This window comes from Phenylobacterium sp. VNQ135 (assembly GCF_049445735.1).
Lineage (GTDB): Bacteria > Pseudomonadota > Alphaproteobacteria > Caulobacterales > Caulobacteraceae > Phenylobacterium.
Genome location: NZ_JBMSDS010000004.1, coordinates 126131 through 140553, shown reverse-complemented (window position 1 = coordinate 140553; position 14423 = coordinate 126131). Strand labels below are relative to the sequence as shown.

Annotated in this window: 10 protein-coding genes; 7 read left to right on the top strand and 3 right to left on the bottom strand. The window is 70.1% G+C overall.

Annotated elements, in window-relative coordinates:
• Positions 1 to 69: 69 nt before the first annotated feature.
• Positions 70 to 1608: a carboxylesterase/lipase family protein gene (locus ACO2Q0_RS15390; protein WP_423352401.1), complete on the bottom strand. Its 1539-nt coding sequence runs from the start codon at positions 1606 to 1608 to the stop codon at positions 70 to 72.
• A gap of 173 nt (positions 1609 to 1781) precedes the next feature.
• On the opposite strand from ACO2Q0_RS15390, the gene ACO2Q0_RS15385 reads away from it, so the two are divergent.
• Positions 1782 to 2201 (top strand): c-type cytochrome, encoded by a 420-nt coding sequence (locus ACO2Q0_RS15385; RefSeq protein ID WP_423352400.1) that lies wholly within the window; start codon positions 1782 to 1784, stop codon positions 2199 to 2201.
• A 128-nt stretch (positions 2202 to 2329) separates the two neighbouring features.
• Positions 2330 to 3763, top strand: a complete 1434-nt coding sequence (locus tag ACO2Q0_RS15380) for a glycoside hydrolase family 172 protein (protein ID WP_423352399.1) — start codon at positions 2330 to 2332, stop codon at positions 3761 to 3763.
• A gap of 140 nt (positions 3764 to 3903) precedes the next feature.
• Here the strand turns inward: ACO2Q0_RS15380 and ACO2Q0_RS15375 are convergent, their stop codons facing one another.
• Complete coding sequence (locus ACO2Q0_RS15375) at positions 3904 to 4356, bottom strand: c-type cytochrome (protein ID WP_423352398.1); 453 nt, start codon at positions 4354 to 4356, stop codon at positions 3904 to 3906.
• 151 nt (positions 4357 to 4507) lie between these two features.
• On the opposite strand from ACO2Q0_RS15375, the gene ACO2Q0_RS15370 reads away from it, so the two are divergent.
• Positions 4508 to 5461, top strand: a complete 954-nt coding sequence (locus ACO2Q0_RS15370; RefSeq protein WP_423352397.1) for a LysR substrate-binding domain-containing protein — start codon at positions 4508 to 4510, stop codon at positions 5459 to 5461.
• Positions 5462 to 5467: 6 nt separating this feature from the next.
• On the opposite strand, the gene ACO2Q0_RS15365 is transcribed toward ACO2Q0_RS15370, so the two are convergent.
• The gene (locus ACO2Q0_RS15365) at positions 5468 to 6799 is read right to left on the bottom strand and encodes an aspartate aminotransferase family protein (RefSeq protein ID WP_423352396.1); all 1332 of its coding nucleotides are present in this window, start codon (positions 6797 to 6799) and stop codon (positions 5468 to 5470) included.
• Positions 6800 to 7070: 271 nt separating this feature from the next.
• On the opposite strand from ACO2Q0_RS15365, the gene ACO2Q0_RS15360 reads away from it, so the two are divergent.
• The 4 genes from ACO2Q0_RS15360 to ACO2Q0_RS15345 all read left to right on the top strand — a co-directional run bounded on the left by ACO2Q0_RS15360 (position 7071) and on the right by ACO2Q0_RS15345 (position 14421).
• Entirely contained in the window at positions 7071 to 9011 is a 1941-nt protein-coding gene (locus ACO2Q0_RS15360) for a PQQ-binding-like beta-propeller repeat protein (RefSeq protein ID WP_423352395.1), read from the top strand.
• 74 nt (positions 9012 to 9085) lie between these two features.
• On the top strand, positions 9086 to 10489 hold the full coding sequence (locus tag ACO2Q0_RS15355) for an amino acid permease (RefSeq protein ID WP_423352394.1): 1404 nt from the start codon (positions 9086 to 9088) through the stop codon (positions 10487 to 10489).
• A gap of 209 nt (positions 10490 to 10698) precedes the next feature.
• Positions 10699 to 13047, top strand: coding sequence for a TonB-dependent receptor (locus ACO2Q0_RS15350; protein WP_423352393.1), 2349 nt, complete (start codon positions 10699 to 10701; stop codon positions 13045 to 13047).
• 27 nt (positions 13048 to 13074) lie between these two features.
• Positions 13075 to 14421: an amidohydrolase gene (locus ACO2Q0_RS15345; RefSeq protein ID WP_423352392.1), complete on the top strand. Its 1347-nt coding sequence runs from the start codon at positions 13075 to 13077 to the stop codon at positions 14419 to 14421.
• Positions 14422 to 14423 lie beyond the last annotated feature (2 nt).

Sequence of the window (14423 nt, the reverse complement as noted above, 5' to 3'; positions counted from 1 at the left end):
GGGGCGTCGAGCACGGTCCTGTCCCTGCCGCCCGGCTTCGGCCGGGCGGCCTTTTTCGCTGGCACCCGATCACGGCGTGCCGGGCGTCAGCAGTCCCGGCAGGACCAGGCGCTCCTGGGCGTCCAGCTGCGACTTGCGGAAGCCGCGCACCACCCGCACATCGCGGCCGATGTCCAGGAGGGCGTCGCCTTCGGGCGTGTAGGCGGGCCAGGTCACGCCGGGGCCGCAGTCGGGCCTGCCCGCCTTGGCGAAGCTCACCCAGCAGCGGTGCATCTGCGCGGCCTTGGCGCGATCCTCGTCGCTGATGGCCTTGGCCGGCGAGGTGCGGGGATCGAACCAGTCGAACACGAAGTCGATCTCGTCGGCGTGCCAGGCGGTGGGCCGCGGCCGCAGCCGCGTGGCCACATAGCTGAAATAGTAGAGCCACGACGGTTGTCCCGAGGCCGCTCGCGCGGCGATCCAGCGGGCGGGTGCGCCCATGTGGCGATCGGCGAAGTTGGCGCGCGCCAGCACGGTCTCGCCGGCCGCCGCCTCCTCGGGATAGGCCGCGCGGATCTCGGGCGTGACCTGCGTCGCCAGGTGCGGCCGCGAGGGGCTCATCAGCACGTCCTCGCCGGAGTTCCAGCCGATGATCAGCGGCACGTCCGGCATTCGGCCCGCGGCGAAGGTCTGGGTAGGCGTCTCGCGCACCAGAACGCCGTCCACGAAGGGGGAGAATTCGCAGCAGGCCTTGGCAATGAGATCGTCCGCCGGGACGGCGCGAAGCTGATCGGCGGTGGGCGCCTCCAGTCCCAGGGCCGAGGCGATGGTCTTGCCCTGCTCCAGCTTCTCGGACAGGCCCGTCGGCCGGAACCAGCCCGCGCCGGACTGGACGATGGCGCGGCGGAAGAGGCCGCGCGTTTCCGGCGCCGCCATCAGGAACTGGACGCTGACGCCGCCGGCGCTCTCCCCGAACAGCGTGACGTTGTCCGGATCGCCTCCGAAGGCGGCGATGTTGCGGCGGACCCACTTCAGGGCGGCGATCTGGTCCATCAGGCCGTAGTTGCCCGCGGCCCCGCCCGGTCCGGCTTCCCCGGCCAGCGACGGATGGGCGAAGGCGCCCAGCGGGCCCAGCCGGTAGTTGACGCCCACGAGGATCACGCCGTCGCGGGCGAAGGCGGCCCCGCTCGTCACCCAGCCCGCGCCGGTGCGGTGCGATCCCCCATGGATCCAGACCATCACCGGGGCCTTCCGGGCGCGCGGCGGCGCGAACACCGTGAGCTGCAGGCAGTCCTCGTCCGTCCCGCCGCTGATCCCGCCCAGGTTCGGACGACCGTTGCCGGGGACGGGCTGCGGACAGGCCGGACCGGCCAGGCTCGTATCGCGCACGCCTCGCCAGGGTTCGGCGGCGGCGGGGGCGCGCCAGCGGCGTTGGCCGGTCGGCGGCGCGGCGTAGGGGATGCTGTAGAAGGTCGAGGCGCCGCCTTCCACGACGCCGCGCACGAGGCCGCTCTCGGTGCGGACGATCGGGGCCTCGGCGCGCGCCGGCGCGGCCGAGCCGATCCCCAGAGCCATGGCGACGGCGCCCGCGGCGCCCAGCCGCGTGATCTTGGCGATGAACGGACGCATCGGGACCTCGTTGGATAGAATGTCCAACTTAGACGAAGTTGCTGGAACGACCGCGGCAATCTCCCGTGGGGGGCGGTCTCGGTGCCTTCGGCGCACCGCCCACGGCGCCGATTGCCTCTCGTGGATCGCGAGGGCTCATCGTCAGGTGCGAGCCCAGGAGCGTGGACGTTGGCATGAAGATCGGAACCGGCATGGCCGTCGCGGCGACCCTCGCGACCTTGGGCGCTTGGACGGCCGCGACCGCTGGCGCCGCGCCATCTGCGGAGGGCGCTCCTTTCTCGAAGGAGCAGGCAGAGGCGGGGCGCCAGCTCTACGAGACCCAGTGCGTGGAGTGCCACGCGGCCGACCTTTCCGGGGCCAAGGGCACGCCCCTGCGTGGCGAGGCCTTCCAGAGCAAGTGGCATGGCCAGACGATCCGATCCCTCTACGCCAAGATCCGGGCGACCATGCCGCCCGAGGATCCCGGCTCCCTTTCGGAAAGCGAGACGCTGGCGATCACCGCCTATCTGCTCAGCCACCAGGAGAAAGGTCTGAGCGGCGAGCCCGCGACGAGCGCGGCTGATCTCGGTGAGCGGCGTCTGGTCCTCCGCTGAAACGCCTCCGGCCGCTTGATCCTCCGCGTGCGGCGGAGCGGCCGCCCCAGCGCGGGCCAGCGATCACAACAGGTTTGAAGCCGCGGCGACGCGGCCATCCGGGGACCTTGACGATGCGACGACAAACGATGGGCCGAAGCCTGAAGCCGGTGACGCTGGCCGCGCTGATGGCGCTCGTGGCGGCTTCCGCCGCGGCCGCTCGGCCGCGGGTCGACGAGCTCTACCGTCTGAGCGACGCCGAAACCCGCTCGATCAGTCCCGAAAACCTCACCGGCGCCAAGGGCGGCGGCTCCCGCACGCCCCTCGAGAAGGGCAGCGCGACTACGGCTGCGACCGACCTCGGCTTCGGCTGGAAGGTCAATCCCTACATCGTCATCCCGGCGGGCGGACGGGTGGTGCTCGGCGAGGCTGAGGGTCCCGGCGTCATCAACCACATCTGGCTGACCGCGGGCGGCCGCGCGAGCTACCGCTCGATGATCCTGCGCATCTATTGGGACGGCGAGGCGACGCCTTCGGTGGAGGCTCCTTTGGGCGACTTCTTCGCCTCGGCCTTCGGCAAGGAATCGACCTGGCTGATCGACTCGGCGGTGGTGGCGGTCAATCCGGAGAGCGGCCTCAACAGCTTCTGGCAGATGCCGTTCCGCAAACGCTTCCGCATGGAGCTCGAGAACCGGTCGTCCCGCCCGAACAGCCTCTACTATCAGATCGACTACGCGCTGCAGAAGGTGCCGGCCGACGCGGCCTACTTCCACGCCCAGTTCCGGATGCTGGACCGGCTGAAGCCGAAGGAGCTCTACACCATCGTCGACGGGATCAGGGGGCGGGGCCACTACGTCGGGACCTACCTGACCCACAACGCCTTCAGTCCCGGCTGGTGGGGCGAGGGCGAGGTCAAGGTCTACCTCGACGGGGACCAGGACTTCCCGACCCTCAACTACACCGGCGAGGAGGACTACTTCCTCGGCTCCTACGGCTACCGCCACCGGGGCGCGGGCAAGCTGGAGGAGACCGACTACTCCACCGCCTACGCCGGCTTCCACGCCCACAACAAGACCGACCTGGCCACCCAGTACTACATGGCCGACCGCGAACGGCGGATCGCCCAGTACCGCTGGCACATCCTCGACCCGATCCACTTCCGCTCGGACCTGAAGATCACCCTGCAGGGGCTGGGCTGGAAATCGCCGACCCGCTACCGGCTGCTCGAGGACGGCTATTCGTCAGTGGCCTTCTGGTACCAGGCCGAACCCCACGCCCCGTTCCCCAAGCTGCCCGACGACGCCGCCCTGCAGTTCAAGCCGCTCGTGGAGCCGCCCAGGCCGGCCTTCGTCACCGGCGGGCCGCTGACCCTGGATTCGCCCATCGAGGCGATCATGATGAGCTGGGAGGGCCGCCAGCTGCTCAATCGCGAGCTGCCCACCCTCGGCACGCATCCGTCCTACGACCAGTTCAAGGGCATGCGCCTGAAGGACCTGCAGCCGCTCTCCGAAGGCGTCATCACCGACCAGGCGCTCGCCAACATCGACGCCGGCCTCAAGGCCATGGTCCCCCGGCCGCGATAGGGCGAAAACGCTGGTAGCGCGCCGCGACGTCGGCTAGTCTGACGGTTGGTCGAAACTGGAAATTCTGTATGGCGCGGCGCCTCGGCCAGCTGCCGTCAAGGCGTCCTCGCCTCCAGGCGGCGGCGACGTTCCGTCTTGGCTCAGAAGCCTGGGATGGGCCGCAGGCGACGGCGCGCCATCGCCATGGCGTCAGGCGTGCGGGCGCCCAGCCGCCGCTGGCGTGCGATCTCCCGTTCGGTGAAGTCAGGCGCCCGGCGCGCTGGGGCGAGCCGCAGCACCTGGTTCAGCAGTTCGGCGATGTCGGCGTCGGAGAGATGACCGTAGGCCGGCATGACGCTCCGCACGGTTCGGCCATCCACGACGACGGGCCCCGTCAGACCATGGAGCAGCACGCCGGCGACGTAGGCGCGGCCTTCGGTCGTGCTGGCGGCGGCGCCCAAACGGCCGGCAAGTCGCGGAGCGCCGGGCCCGCCGGCGCCCTTCGCCCCGTGACAGCCGCCGCAGGTGAGCGCGTACTCTGCGGCAGAGGCCGGCGTCGCGGCGACCAGCAACGAGGCGAGCAGGCCGACGGTGCGGCCGGTGCGGCGATCCATGGCGTCGGCGAACCTCTCTTGCGCCCGAAGGCGGCGGCGGCCGTCACAGTGGTCGTGCGCACGGGAAGCGCGAAGACGCCTTTAAGGTCCGGGCCGGTGCGTACGGCGCACCGCAGCCCTGCAGGAGCGGCGGACACCACAGGGGGAATTCATGAACCAATTCGCCGGCGGCTCGCCGGGTCACGATCGCCTCGAACTGCCGCCCTTCGCGGCCCTGCGCGCCTTCGAGGCGGTGGGGCGCTGTGGGGGGATAAGGAAGGCCGCCGTGGCCCTGTCCATCGACCACACCGTCGTAAGTCGGCACCTGCGCACGCTCGAGGCCTGGCTCGGCGTGACGCTGTACGACCGAAGCGCCGGGCTGACGGACGCGGGCCGGAGCTACTATGAGCGGGTGTCGCGGGCGATCCATGACATGGCGACCGCCACCGCCGAAACCATCGTCGGCAAGGAGCTGGCGCGGCTGAAGATCTGCTGCGTCCCGGGCTTCGGCTTCCAGTGGCTGGCAGGGCGGCTGGCCGGCTTTCGCGCCCGACATCCTGAGGTGGAGCTGGAGTTCCACCCGACGGACCAGATCCCCGACCTGCTGCGGCATGAAGCCGATATCGACATCCGCTACGCCTCCGACGCCCGTCCTCAGGCGCTGCCGGCGTCCATCCGCAGTCACGAGTTCGCCCGCTCCCGGGCCGTGGCGGTCGCAAGTCCCGACTACCTCGCCAGGGTGCCGCCGGTCCGGGAGCCGCGCGACCTGCTCGGCGTGACGCTGGTGCATGAGGAGAGCAACACGCAGTGGCGGGCCTTCCTCGCCGCCAACGGCGTCGAGGTTCCGGCCGAGCTGAGCGGCCCGCGGATGTGGCATGCGCACGCGACGCTCGAAGCGGCCCGCAGCGCCGAAGGCGTGGTGCTCACCAATCGCTTTCTCCTGCGCGACGACCTCCGGCAGGGACGGCTCGTGCTGGTCGGGCCTCCCGAGGCCGGCGGCTTCGCCCAGAGCCTCGGCGGGTACCGGCTGATGGCCTCGCAAACCCGCTGGCGGCAGCCGACGGTGGAGGCCTTCCGCCGCTGGCTGGCGGCGGAGGTGGAACGCGACACCTCCAGCGCGTCGTAGGGCCGGTCAGGCCGCGGGGGCGAGGAGATGCCCGTAGGTCCCGAGGAAGCCGTCGACCGCGTCAACGTAGCGATCGAGATCCTCCGCCTCGACGGCCAGGGACAGCGCCACGAAACCGCGACGGGCCGTGTAGAGGCCTTCGCCGAGGAGGTGATGGAACAGCAGGTCGCGGGCCTTCATGTCGCCCGCCTGGATGTCGGCGACGCGTCGGATGGGCGCGGCCGTGACGTGGGCGTTCATCAGCGATCCGAGCCCGGTGAACTGCATCGGCGCGTTGCGCGCCCGGCAGACCTCGTTCAGCCGCACACGGAGCTGGTCCCCACGGGCGTTGAGCGTCTCGGCGGCGGCGGGGGTGTAGACTTCGGTCAGCCCCGCGAGTCCCGCGGCCATCGAGATGACGTTGTTGTTGAAGGTGCCGGCGTGCGGCAGCGCGTCGGCGCGGCGCGGATCGAAGAGCGCCATGATGTCGGCGCGCCCGCCGAAGGCGCCGAACGACGACCCGCCGCCGAGGTACTTGCCCAGCGTGGTGATGTCCGCCTGGACGCCCACGAGCGGCTGCAGGCCGCCCGGGCCCAGGCGCGACGTCATCACCTCGTCGAAGATGAGCACCGCGCCGATGCGCGTGGCCTCCGCCCGCAGCATCGCGAGGAACTCCGGCGTCGCCGGCAGGCATCCTCCGGAGCCCATCATGGGCTCGACGATGATGGCGGCCACGTCGTCCGCCGCCTCGCCGATCGCTTCGGCCGCGCCGTCCACATCGTTGTAGTCCACCAGGACATAGGGGAAGGGCGCGTTCAGCGGCGAGGCGGGGTAGCTCAGCGTCATGGCGCCGCCGTGGTAGCCGCCGCGCGCGGCGACCACCCGCGAGCGTCCCGTGAAAGCCTTCGCGAGGCCCACCGCCATCAGGTTCGCCTCGGTGCCGGAGTTCGTGAAGCGGACGAGATCGATGGACGGGAAGCGCTCGACGATCGCGTGCGCAAGCTGCTCCTCGACGAGGTTGTGCCCGCTGAGGCTCAGGCCTGCGTCGAGCGCCCGTCGGATCGCGGCGAGGATCGCGGGGTGGGAATGGCCGTAGATGCCCGCCGTGTATTCTCCGAGCAGGTTCACGTAGGCGTGGCCGTCGAGGTCCCACAGGCGGCTCCCTTCGCCGCGCGCCATGGTCAGCGGGAAGGGCGGATAGTGGAGCACCGTGCGGGTGTTCCCTCCGGGCATCGCTCGGGCTGCGCGCTCCACCTGGGCCAGGCTGCGGGGGTTGCGGCCTTGATACGCTGCGTGGGCGGCGGCGAGCGCGGCCTCGATGTCGGTGACGGGCGACGACGACAGGGCGGGACTGTCCATCCGGAAGCGTACGCCTCTTCTTCTGACCGATTGCACAGGTCGGGCGCGCCCGAACGGGGTGTTCCCAGGCCCGGCAGATGGCGTCGCTCCCGCTCCGGTCGGAAGCTGCGAAAAATGCTCGTCCCGGTGGGCTGCGAGCACCGCACACGCATCGAGGTGGTGTTCTGGGCGCACCGCCGCGGTCGGGATTTGCAGCGCCCCGCCGCCGCGGGACGGCGCCACCTTGGCGACGCTCGGCGACATGGCTGAGGACGCGAGGGAGGGGGGCCGTATGCACTGCGAGGTTCGACGCAGGACGCTTCTGGCGCTGATGGGCGGCGCGGCCGCGTGGCTGGCGGGAACGGCGGCGGGGGCGGCCGAGGTCGTCGAGTGGCCCTATTACGCGGCCGATCCGGGCTACACCCGCTATTCGCCGGCCAATCTCATCACGCCGCGCAACGTGAAGGGCCTGAAGGTGCTCTGGACCCGGCCCGGCGTGGACCCCGCGTTCATGGCGAAGCATCCGGACGCGGAGGCGGGCAAGTACTTCCAGGCGACGCCGCTGATGATCGGCGGCGTGCTCTATGCTCAGAACGCCCTGGGCCTGGTGGAGGCCTTCGACGCGGAGACCGGCCGCACGATCTGGACGCAGGAGCCGCCTTCGACGGCGCTCAGCGACGTGGCGGGCGCGGCCAAGCGCGGGGTGGCGTTCTGGACGGACGGGACACAGAAGCGGATCATCAGCTTCCGGAGCGGCTGGCTCTATTCCCTCGACGCGGCGACCGGGAAGCCGGACCCATCCTTCGGAGAGGGCGGCCGGATTTCGCTCGTGCGCCTCGGCGGCGGCCGCTTCAGCGTCAGCGGTCCCCCCACCGTGGCCAAGGATCTCGTCATCGTCGGCGGGTCCGGTTCGGCGCCGGGGAACGCCGACTACTACCGCCGCATCGCGGGCATCCCGGAGAGCGTGCGCGCCTATGACGTGCGGACCGGCCGGCGGGTCTGGGAATTCAGTCCCGTTCCCGCGGAAGGTGATCCCGCCCGCGCCACCTGGGGCGGCGACTCCGCCCGCGTCGCCGGCAGCATGGGCTCTTATGGGATGATCAGCTACGACCCGGAGCTCGGCTACGCCTATTTCGCCTTCACCGCGGTGAACCCGACCTCCGACGGCACCTGGCGGCCGGGCGACAATCTCTATGCCGACACGCTGATCGCCGTCGAGGCGGCGACCGGCCGCAAGATCTGGCACCAGCAGCTCGTGCGACACGACCTCTGGGACTACGACGTGGCTGCGGCGCCGGTCCTGGGCTACGCGCAGGCGGGCGGCAAGCGGATACCGACCGTCATGGCCACCGGGAAGGTGCCGCTCCTGTTCACCTTCGACAGGCGCACGGGCGAGCCGGTCTGGAAGATCGAGGAGCGCCCCGTTCCGGCGTCGACGGTGCCGGGCGAGCAGGCTGCGCCGACACAGCCGTTTCCCAGCAAGCCCGCGCCCCTGGACCGCGTTGGCATCGGCGAGGACGACCTGATCGATTTCACGCCCGAGCTTCGCCGCGAAGCGCTCGAGATCTTCCGCAAGTACACGCCCGGGCCGATCTATACGCCGCCCAGTCCGGTCTCGGCGACCAACCTCGGCACGCTGACGCTTCCCGGTGTCGATGGCGGCGGCAACTGGAACACCGGGGCGTTCGATCCTGAGACCGGCGTCTACTTCGGCGCCACCCTGACCGCGGTCGCGAGCTACGGCGTGGAGAAGGCTTCGGTCGCCGGCGAAGCGCCGTACAAGGCGGTGGTCAAGTACATCGTCGACGGGCCGCGCGGCCTGCCCCTGGTGAAGCCGCCGTATGGCCGTATCACCGCCGTGGACATGCGCACCGGCGATTTCCGCTGGGTGGCGACGATCGGCGAGGGGCCTCGCGATCATCCCGCGCTCAAGGGGCTGAAGCTGCCCCGCCTGGGGATCCCGTCGCGTGTCGCGGTCGCGGTGACCAAGAGCCTGGTCTTCGCGGGCCAGAGCAGCGACGCGGTCAATCTGGCCGAGATCCAGAAGGGCTATGCGCCCAAGTTCAACGCCTACGACAAGGCGACGGGCCGCGTGCTGGCGGAGGTCGATCTGCCGGCCGGCTCCGGCACGACCGGCGCGCCCATCACCTACGTGGTCAACGGCAAGCAGATCGTGCTCGTCGCGGTCGGCGGCCGCAACGCCACGCCGCAGTGGGTGGCGATGGGTCTCTGACCGATGAAGGGCGGGCGACGCCCGCCTCCGGCCCCGTTCGGCGCGCGGCTTTCCCGCGACGCCAGGAGAAGGCGATGAGCCCCTTGCAGCATGATACCCCGGCCGGCGTCGACGAACTGGCCAAGACGCTCGGATCGCGACATCTCACCATGATCGCCATCGGCGGCATCATCGGCGCAGGGCTGTTCGTCGGCAGCAGCGCCGCCATCGCCCACACCGGTCCTGCGATCCTGATCAGCTACGCGCTGGCGGGCGCGATCATCTTCCTGGTGATGCGGATGCTGGCGGAAATGGTTTCCGCCTCGCCCAAGAACCGGATCTTCACCGAGTGCATCCGCGACGGGCTGGGCCCCTGGGCAGGGTTCATGAGCGGCTGGCTCTACTGGCTAGCCTGGATGGTGACCATCGCCATCGAGGCGATCATCGCCGCCCAGCTGATCCGGCCGTTCGTACCCCTCCCGATCTGGCTGACGGGCTTTGTGATCATCTCCGTGATGGTCGCCACCAACCTGTGGTCGGCCCGCGCCTTCGGCGAGTTCGAGGTGCTCTTCTCGGCGATCAAGGTGGGGGCGATCATCCTCTTCATCCTGCTCGGGGCGGCCTATCTGTCGGGCCTCGCCCCGCTCCCGGGCGCAGGCGGCGGCTTGCAGACCCTGTGGAACGGCGAGGGCGGCTTCCTGCCATTCGGTCCCGTGTCGATCCTGACCGGCGTCGTGACGGTCATGTTCTCCATGCTCGGAGCCGAGATCGCCACGGTGGCGGCGGCCGAGTCCTCGCTCGGGCAGCGCGCGGTGGGGCGGATCGCCGCCTCGCTGGTCGTCCGCATCCTGCTGTTCTACGTCGGCTCCGTCGCGGTCATCCTGAGCATCGTGCCCTGGTCCGAGATCCCCGTGGGCTCGTCGCCGTTCGTGGCGGCTCTCAGCGTGATGCGGGTCCCCGGGGCCGGGCTGATCATGAACGTGATCGTGCTGGTGGCCGTGTTGTCTTGCCTGAACTCGGGCCTCTACGCGAACTCTCGGGTTCTGTTCATCCTCGCGGATCACAAGGACGCGCCGGCGGGCCTGGTCGCCCTGAACCGGCGCAAGGTCCCGGCCCGAGCGATCCTGCTCGGCGGCGCCTTCGGCTACCTCGGCGTGCTGGCGTCGGTGTTCTCGCCGACCGTCGTCTTCGCCTTCCTGGTCAATTCCGTGGGCGCGCTGACCTTCTTCAACTACCTGTTGCTCGGCCTGGCGCATATCCGGACGCGGCGCCGGCTGGAAGCCTCGCGGGCCGAGATGCCGGTGAAGATGTGGCTCTTCCCATGGCTGAGCTACGCCACCCTCGCCGCCATCGTCGGCATCCTGCTCCTTATGACGACCTCGCCGAAGCACGCCGCCGAAGTGATCGGCAGCCTGAGCACCGTCGCCGTCGTCGCGGTGACGTACCTCGTCCGGCAGGCGGTTCGCCGTCGCCGGGCGCAGGTGGCCGTCCCCGGCTGACGCCTCCTCCCCAGCGAAGCCGGCGTGCGCGCCGCGGCCTGCCGCGGCGCGCCTTTTTCTGTGTGTCCACCGTGGCGTCGAGTGGTGCAGGGGACGCACCACGCGCAGCAAGGAAGCCAACTTGTGGGCGCCGCCGCCTCCGACGGAAATGCCCTCAGGCGAGATGCGCGCACCCCTACCGAGGTCGCCGCCGCCGCAGGAGGGGGAAGATGGTCAAAGCAACGAGCGTCCTGTTGGGCGGTGTCTGCGCGGCCGCGCTGTCGAGCGCGACGGCCGCGGCTCAAGGCTCTGCGAGCGAGATCGGCGAGGTGGTGGTCACCGCCACCCGGCGTGCAGAGCGTCTCAGCGACGTTCCGGTGAGCGCCGCCGCCGTGACCGCCGAGACCATCGACCGCAAGGGGATGCGATCGTTCGAGGACATCGCGCGCCTGACGCCCGGCGTCGACTTCTCGCGCGGCTCGAACCTGATCTCCATCCGCGGGATCAGCACCTCGGCCGGAGCGGCGACCACGGGCGTCTACATCGACGAGACGCCGATCCAGACGCGCAACATCGGCACCGGCCGGACCAACGGCTCGCCTCAACTGTTCGATGTCGAGCGCGTCGAGGTGCTGCGGGGACCGCAGGGGACGCTCTTCGGGGCCGGCTCCATGGGCGGAACCGTCCGCTTCATCACGCCCCAGCCCAGCTTGACGGGCTTCAGCTACTACGGGCGGGCGGAAGCCAACGATGTCACGGACGGCGACACGGGCTACGAGGTGGGCGCCGCCGTCGGCGGGCCGATCGTGCAGGACCGCCTCGGGATGCGGGTCAGCGCCTGGTACCGGAAGCAGGCCGGCTGGATCGACCGTATCGACTACCTGAACAGCACCAAGGACGCGCCCATCGTCCTGGACGAGGACTCCAACTGGCAGGAGAACGTGATCCTGCGGGGCGCCTTGCGCTGGGAGCCGGTGGAAGGCCTGGTGGTCAAGCCGTCGGTCCTTTTCCAGGAGACGCACGTCAACAACCAGCCGGTGCTGTCCTCCGGCGTGTGGGAATCCTTCAGCGACGTGAAGAAGGGGCTGTACCGCTCCGGCAATCGGCTGAGTTCGCCCGGCGACGACCGCTACGTGCTTCCGGCTCTCGAGCTCGAGCACGACTTTGGACCCGTCACCCTGATCTCGAACACGTCCTACTTCCGGCGCAATCAGAAGACCGTGGCCGACTACACGACGTATCTCGGCGCCACGACCGGGTTCATCGGCGCGACGGGTCCGCTCTTCCAGCGCCTGCCGAACTACTACGCCTACGCCGACATCGTGAACCGGCAGCGGAACTTCACCCAGGAAGTCCGGCTGCAGTCCAACGGCGACGATCGGCTTCGCTGGGTGGCGGGCGTGTTCTACCAGAAGAACAAGCAGCGCAGCTTCGAGAACATCCACGATCCGCTGATCGAGCCGTTCACGCGGCTGTTCTACAACCAGACTGTCCTGCAGCGGTATCTGGTGCCGGTCATCGCCCCCGACCTCCGCCTGTTCGCGCAGCGCGATTCCACCGATGAGCAGCTGGCGGTGTTCGGCGACCTGACGCTCCAGGTCACGGAAGAGCTCAGCGTGAACGGCGGCCTCCGCTATGCGGACATGGACTTCAAGTTCCACTCGCTGCAGGAGGGGCCGACCCAGCGCGGCCGCACCGAGTTCGACGGTGCGATCGGCGAGAAGCCGCTGACGCCCAAGTTCAACGTCACCTACCAGCCCGCGGAGAACCACATGTTCTACGCGACGGCGGCGAAGGGCTATCGCGCCGGCGGCAGCGTGAGACCCGCGCCCGCCGTCACCTGCGCCGCCGACTTCGCCCTGCTGGGCGTCACAAGCCTTCCGCCCACCTTCAAGTCGGACTCGGTCTGGAGCTACGAGCTCGGCGCGAAGAACAATCTCCTCGACAACCGCCTGCGGGTCGCCGCCAGCGTCTACCACGTGGACTGGAGCGACATCCAAACGGCGATCAGCCTGCCGTCCTGCGGCTTCAACTATGTCGCCAACGCAGGCACGGCGCGCAGCCGCGGCTTCGATGTCCAGGCCGACCTGCAGGTCACCGATCAGCTGCAGCTCAGCCTGGCCGTCGGGCACAACAAGGCCAAGTACACCTCCACCGTGGACGGGCCCGGCGCGACCGCGGGCGGACCGCGCCGGATCATCGTCGCCGACGGCGATACCTTGGGCGGACCGCCGTGGACCATCGCGCTGTCGGCCGACTACCAGTTCGAGGCGTTCGGCGTGCCGGCCTATGTGCGGGGCGACACCTCCTACGCCGCGCGCAACAAGGGGCTGCTGCCGAACCAGGACCCGCGGACCACCTCCTACGACGCCACGGCGATCCAGCCGCCCGCCACCTATCTGACCAACGTGCGGGCCGGCGTCGAAGTGGGCGAGTGGGACCTCTCGGTGTTCGCCGACAACCTGTTCGACAGCCACCCGGTGCTCGCCCGAGGGCGCGAGTCGCGCACCTCGCAGCTCTTCTTCCTGCAGACCTTCCGGCCGCGCACGGTCGGGTTCACCGCCACGATCCGGCGATAGGGGGTCAGGATGGCAGGCCGACCGCCAATGCGCCGCTCCGGCGGCGCGGCCGCCGGCGCCCTGGCGCTGGTCCTGGCGCTGTGGACCGGCGGGAGCGCCCACGCGCTCCCGCTGCCGCAGGACACCCTGGCCCGGGTCACGTCCCTGACGGGGAACGCCTATCCAGAGCTTGAAGCGCTCTATCAGGATCTTCACCGCAATCCCGAGGTCGCCTTCCAGGAAACCCGCACGGCCGAGATCCTCGCCAGGCGGATGGAGGCGCTGGGCTTCGACGTCACCCGGGGCGTCGGGGGGACGGGTTTCGTGGCCATCCTCCGCAACGGCGCGGGCCCGACGGTCATGGTCCGGACGGAGATGGACGGCCTGCCGATGGAGGAGAAGACGGGGCTCCCCTACGCCAGCAAGGCGACGGGCGTCTTCCAGGGCAAGGAGACCCCGACCGCCCACGCCTGCGGCCATGACATCCACATGGCCAGCTGGATCGGCGCCGCCAAGGTGCTTACCCAGCTCAAGGACCGTTGGTCCGGGACCCTGATGTTCGTCGCCCAGCCGGCCGAGGAAGGCGGGCACGGCGCCGAGGCCATGCTCAAGGACGGGATCTTCAAGCGCTTCCCCAAGCCGGATCGGGGATTCGCGCTGCACGTGGGGCCTTCGCCCGCGGGGCAGGTCGTCCTGAAGGACGGGCAGCTGGCCGCCACGGCGGAATTCGTGAACCTGACCTTCAAGGGACGAGGCGCTCACGGTTCGCGGCCGGACGAAGCGATCGATCCGATCATGATCGCGAGCGCCTTCGTCACCAATGTGCAGCCGGTCGTGAGCCGCCAGCGAGAGCCGAACACCCACGGCGTCATCTCCGTGGGCAGCTTCAATGCGGGCTCGACCACCAACATCATCCCCGAAGAGGCGGTTCTCCAACTCACCTTGCGCGCGCTGAACGCCACTGAGATGGAGCGGCTGAAGGCGGGCGTTCGCCGCACCGCCGAGCACGTCGCCGCCATGAACCTTGCGCCGCCGCCGGTTCTGACGTTCCGGAGCGGCGGCCCGCCGCTGACCAATGACCGGGCGGTGGTGGCGCAGGTGACGCCTGCGCTGCGCCAGGCGTTCGGCGACGCCTTCAGGTTCATTCCCGCGGAGGTCCCCGCGACCGGCGGCGCCGACGACTACACCCATTTCGTCGAGGCGGGCGTCCCGTCCGCCTACATCCGGATTGGCGGCGCGGACCCCGCCGTCCTGGCCGCGGCCAGGGCGCGCGGCGAGCCGGCTCCAGCCAACCACTCCCCATTCTTCGCCCCCCTGCCGGAGCCCAGCATCAAGACCGGCGTGCGAGTGCTCTCGGTCGCCGTTCTGGATGCGTTGAAGGTCCGGAAGCCTTAGGC

What these genes read in the sequence shown, in the direction of transcription:
- ACO2Q0_RS15345 (WP_423352392.1), top strand. Translation starts at nt 13,075, where the DNA reads ATGCGCCGCTCCGGCGGCGCGGCCGCCGGCGCCCTGGCGCTGGTCCTG.
- ACO2Q0_RS15390 (WP_423352401.1), bottom strand. Translation starts at nt 1,608, where the DNA reads ATGCGTCCGTTCATCGCCAAGATCACGCGGCTGGGCGCCGCGGGCGCC.
- ACO2Q0_RS15385 (WP_423352400.1), top strand. Translation starts at nt 1,782, where the DNA reads ATGAAGATCGGAACCGGCATGGCCGTCGCGGCGACCCTCGCGACCTTG.
- ACO2Q0_RS15360 (WP_423352395.1), top strand. Translation starts at nt 7,071, where the DNA reads ATGCACTGCGAGGTTCGACGCAGGACGCTTCTGGCGCTGATGGGCGGC.
- ACO2Q0_RS15375 (WP_423352398.1), bottom strand. Translation starts at nt 4,356, where the DNA reads ATGGATCGCCGCACCGGCCGCACCGTCGGCCTGCTCGCCTCGTTGCTG.
- ACO2Q0_RS15350 (WP_423352393.1), top strand. Translation starts at nt 10,699, where the DNA reads ATGGTCAAAGCAACGAGCGTCCTGTTGGGCGGTGTCTGCGCGGCCGCG.
- ACO2Q0_RS15380 (WP_423352399.1), top strand. Translation starts at nt 2,330, where the DNA reads ATGGGCCGAAGCCTGAAGCCGGTGACGCTGGCCGCGCTGATGGCGCTC.
- ACO2Q0_RS15355 (WP_423352394.1), top strand. Translation starts at nt 9,086, where the DNA reads ATGAGCCCCTTGCAGCATGATACCCCGGCCGGCGTCGACGAACTGGCC.
- ACO2Q0_RS15370 (WP_423352397.1), top strand. Translation starts at nt 4,508, where the DNA reads ATGAACCAATTCGCCGGCGGCTCGCCGGGTCACGATCGCCTCGAACTG.
- ACO2Q0_RS15365 (WP_423352396.1), bottom strand. Translation starts at nt 6,799, where the DNA reads ATGGACAGTCCCGCCCTGTCGTCGTCGCCCGTCACCGACATCGAGGCC.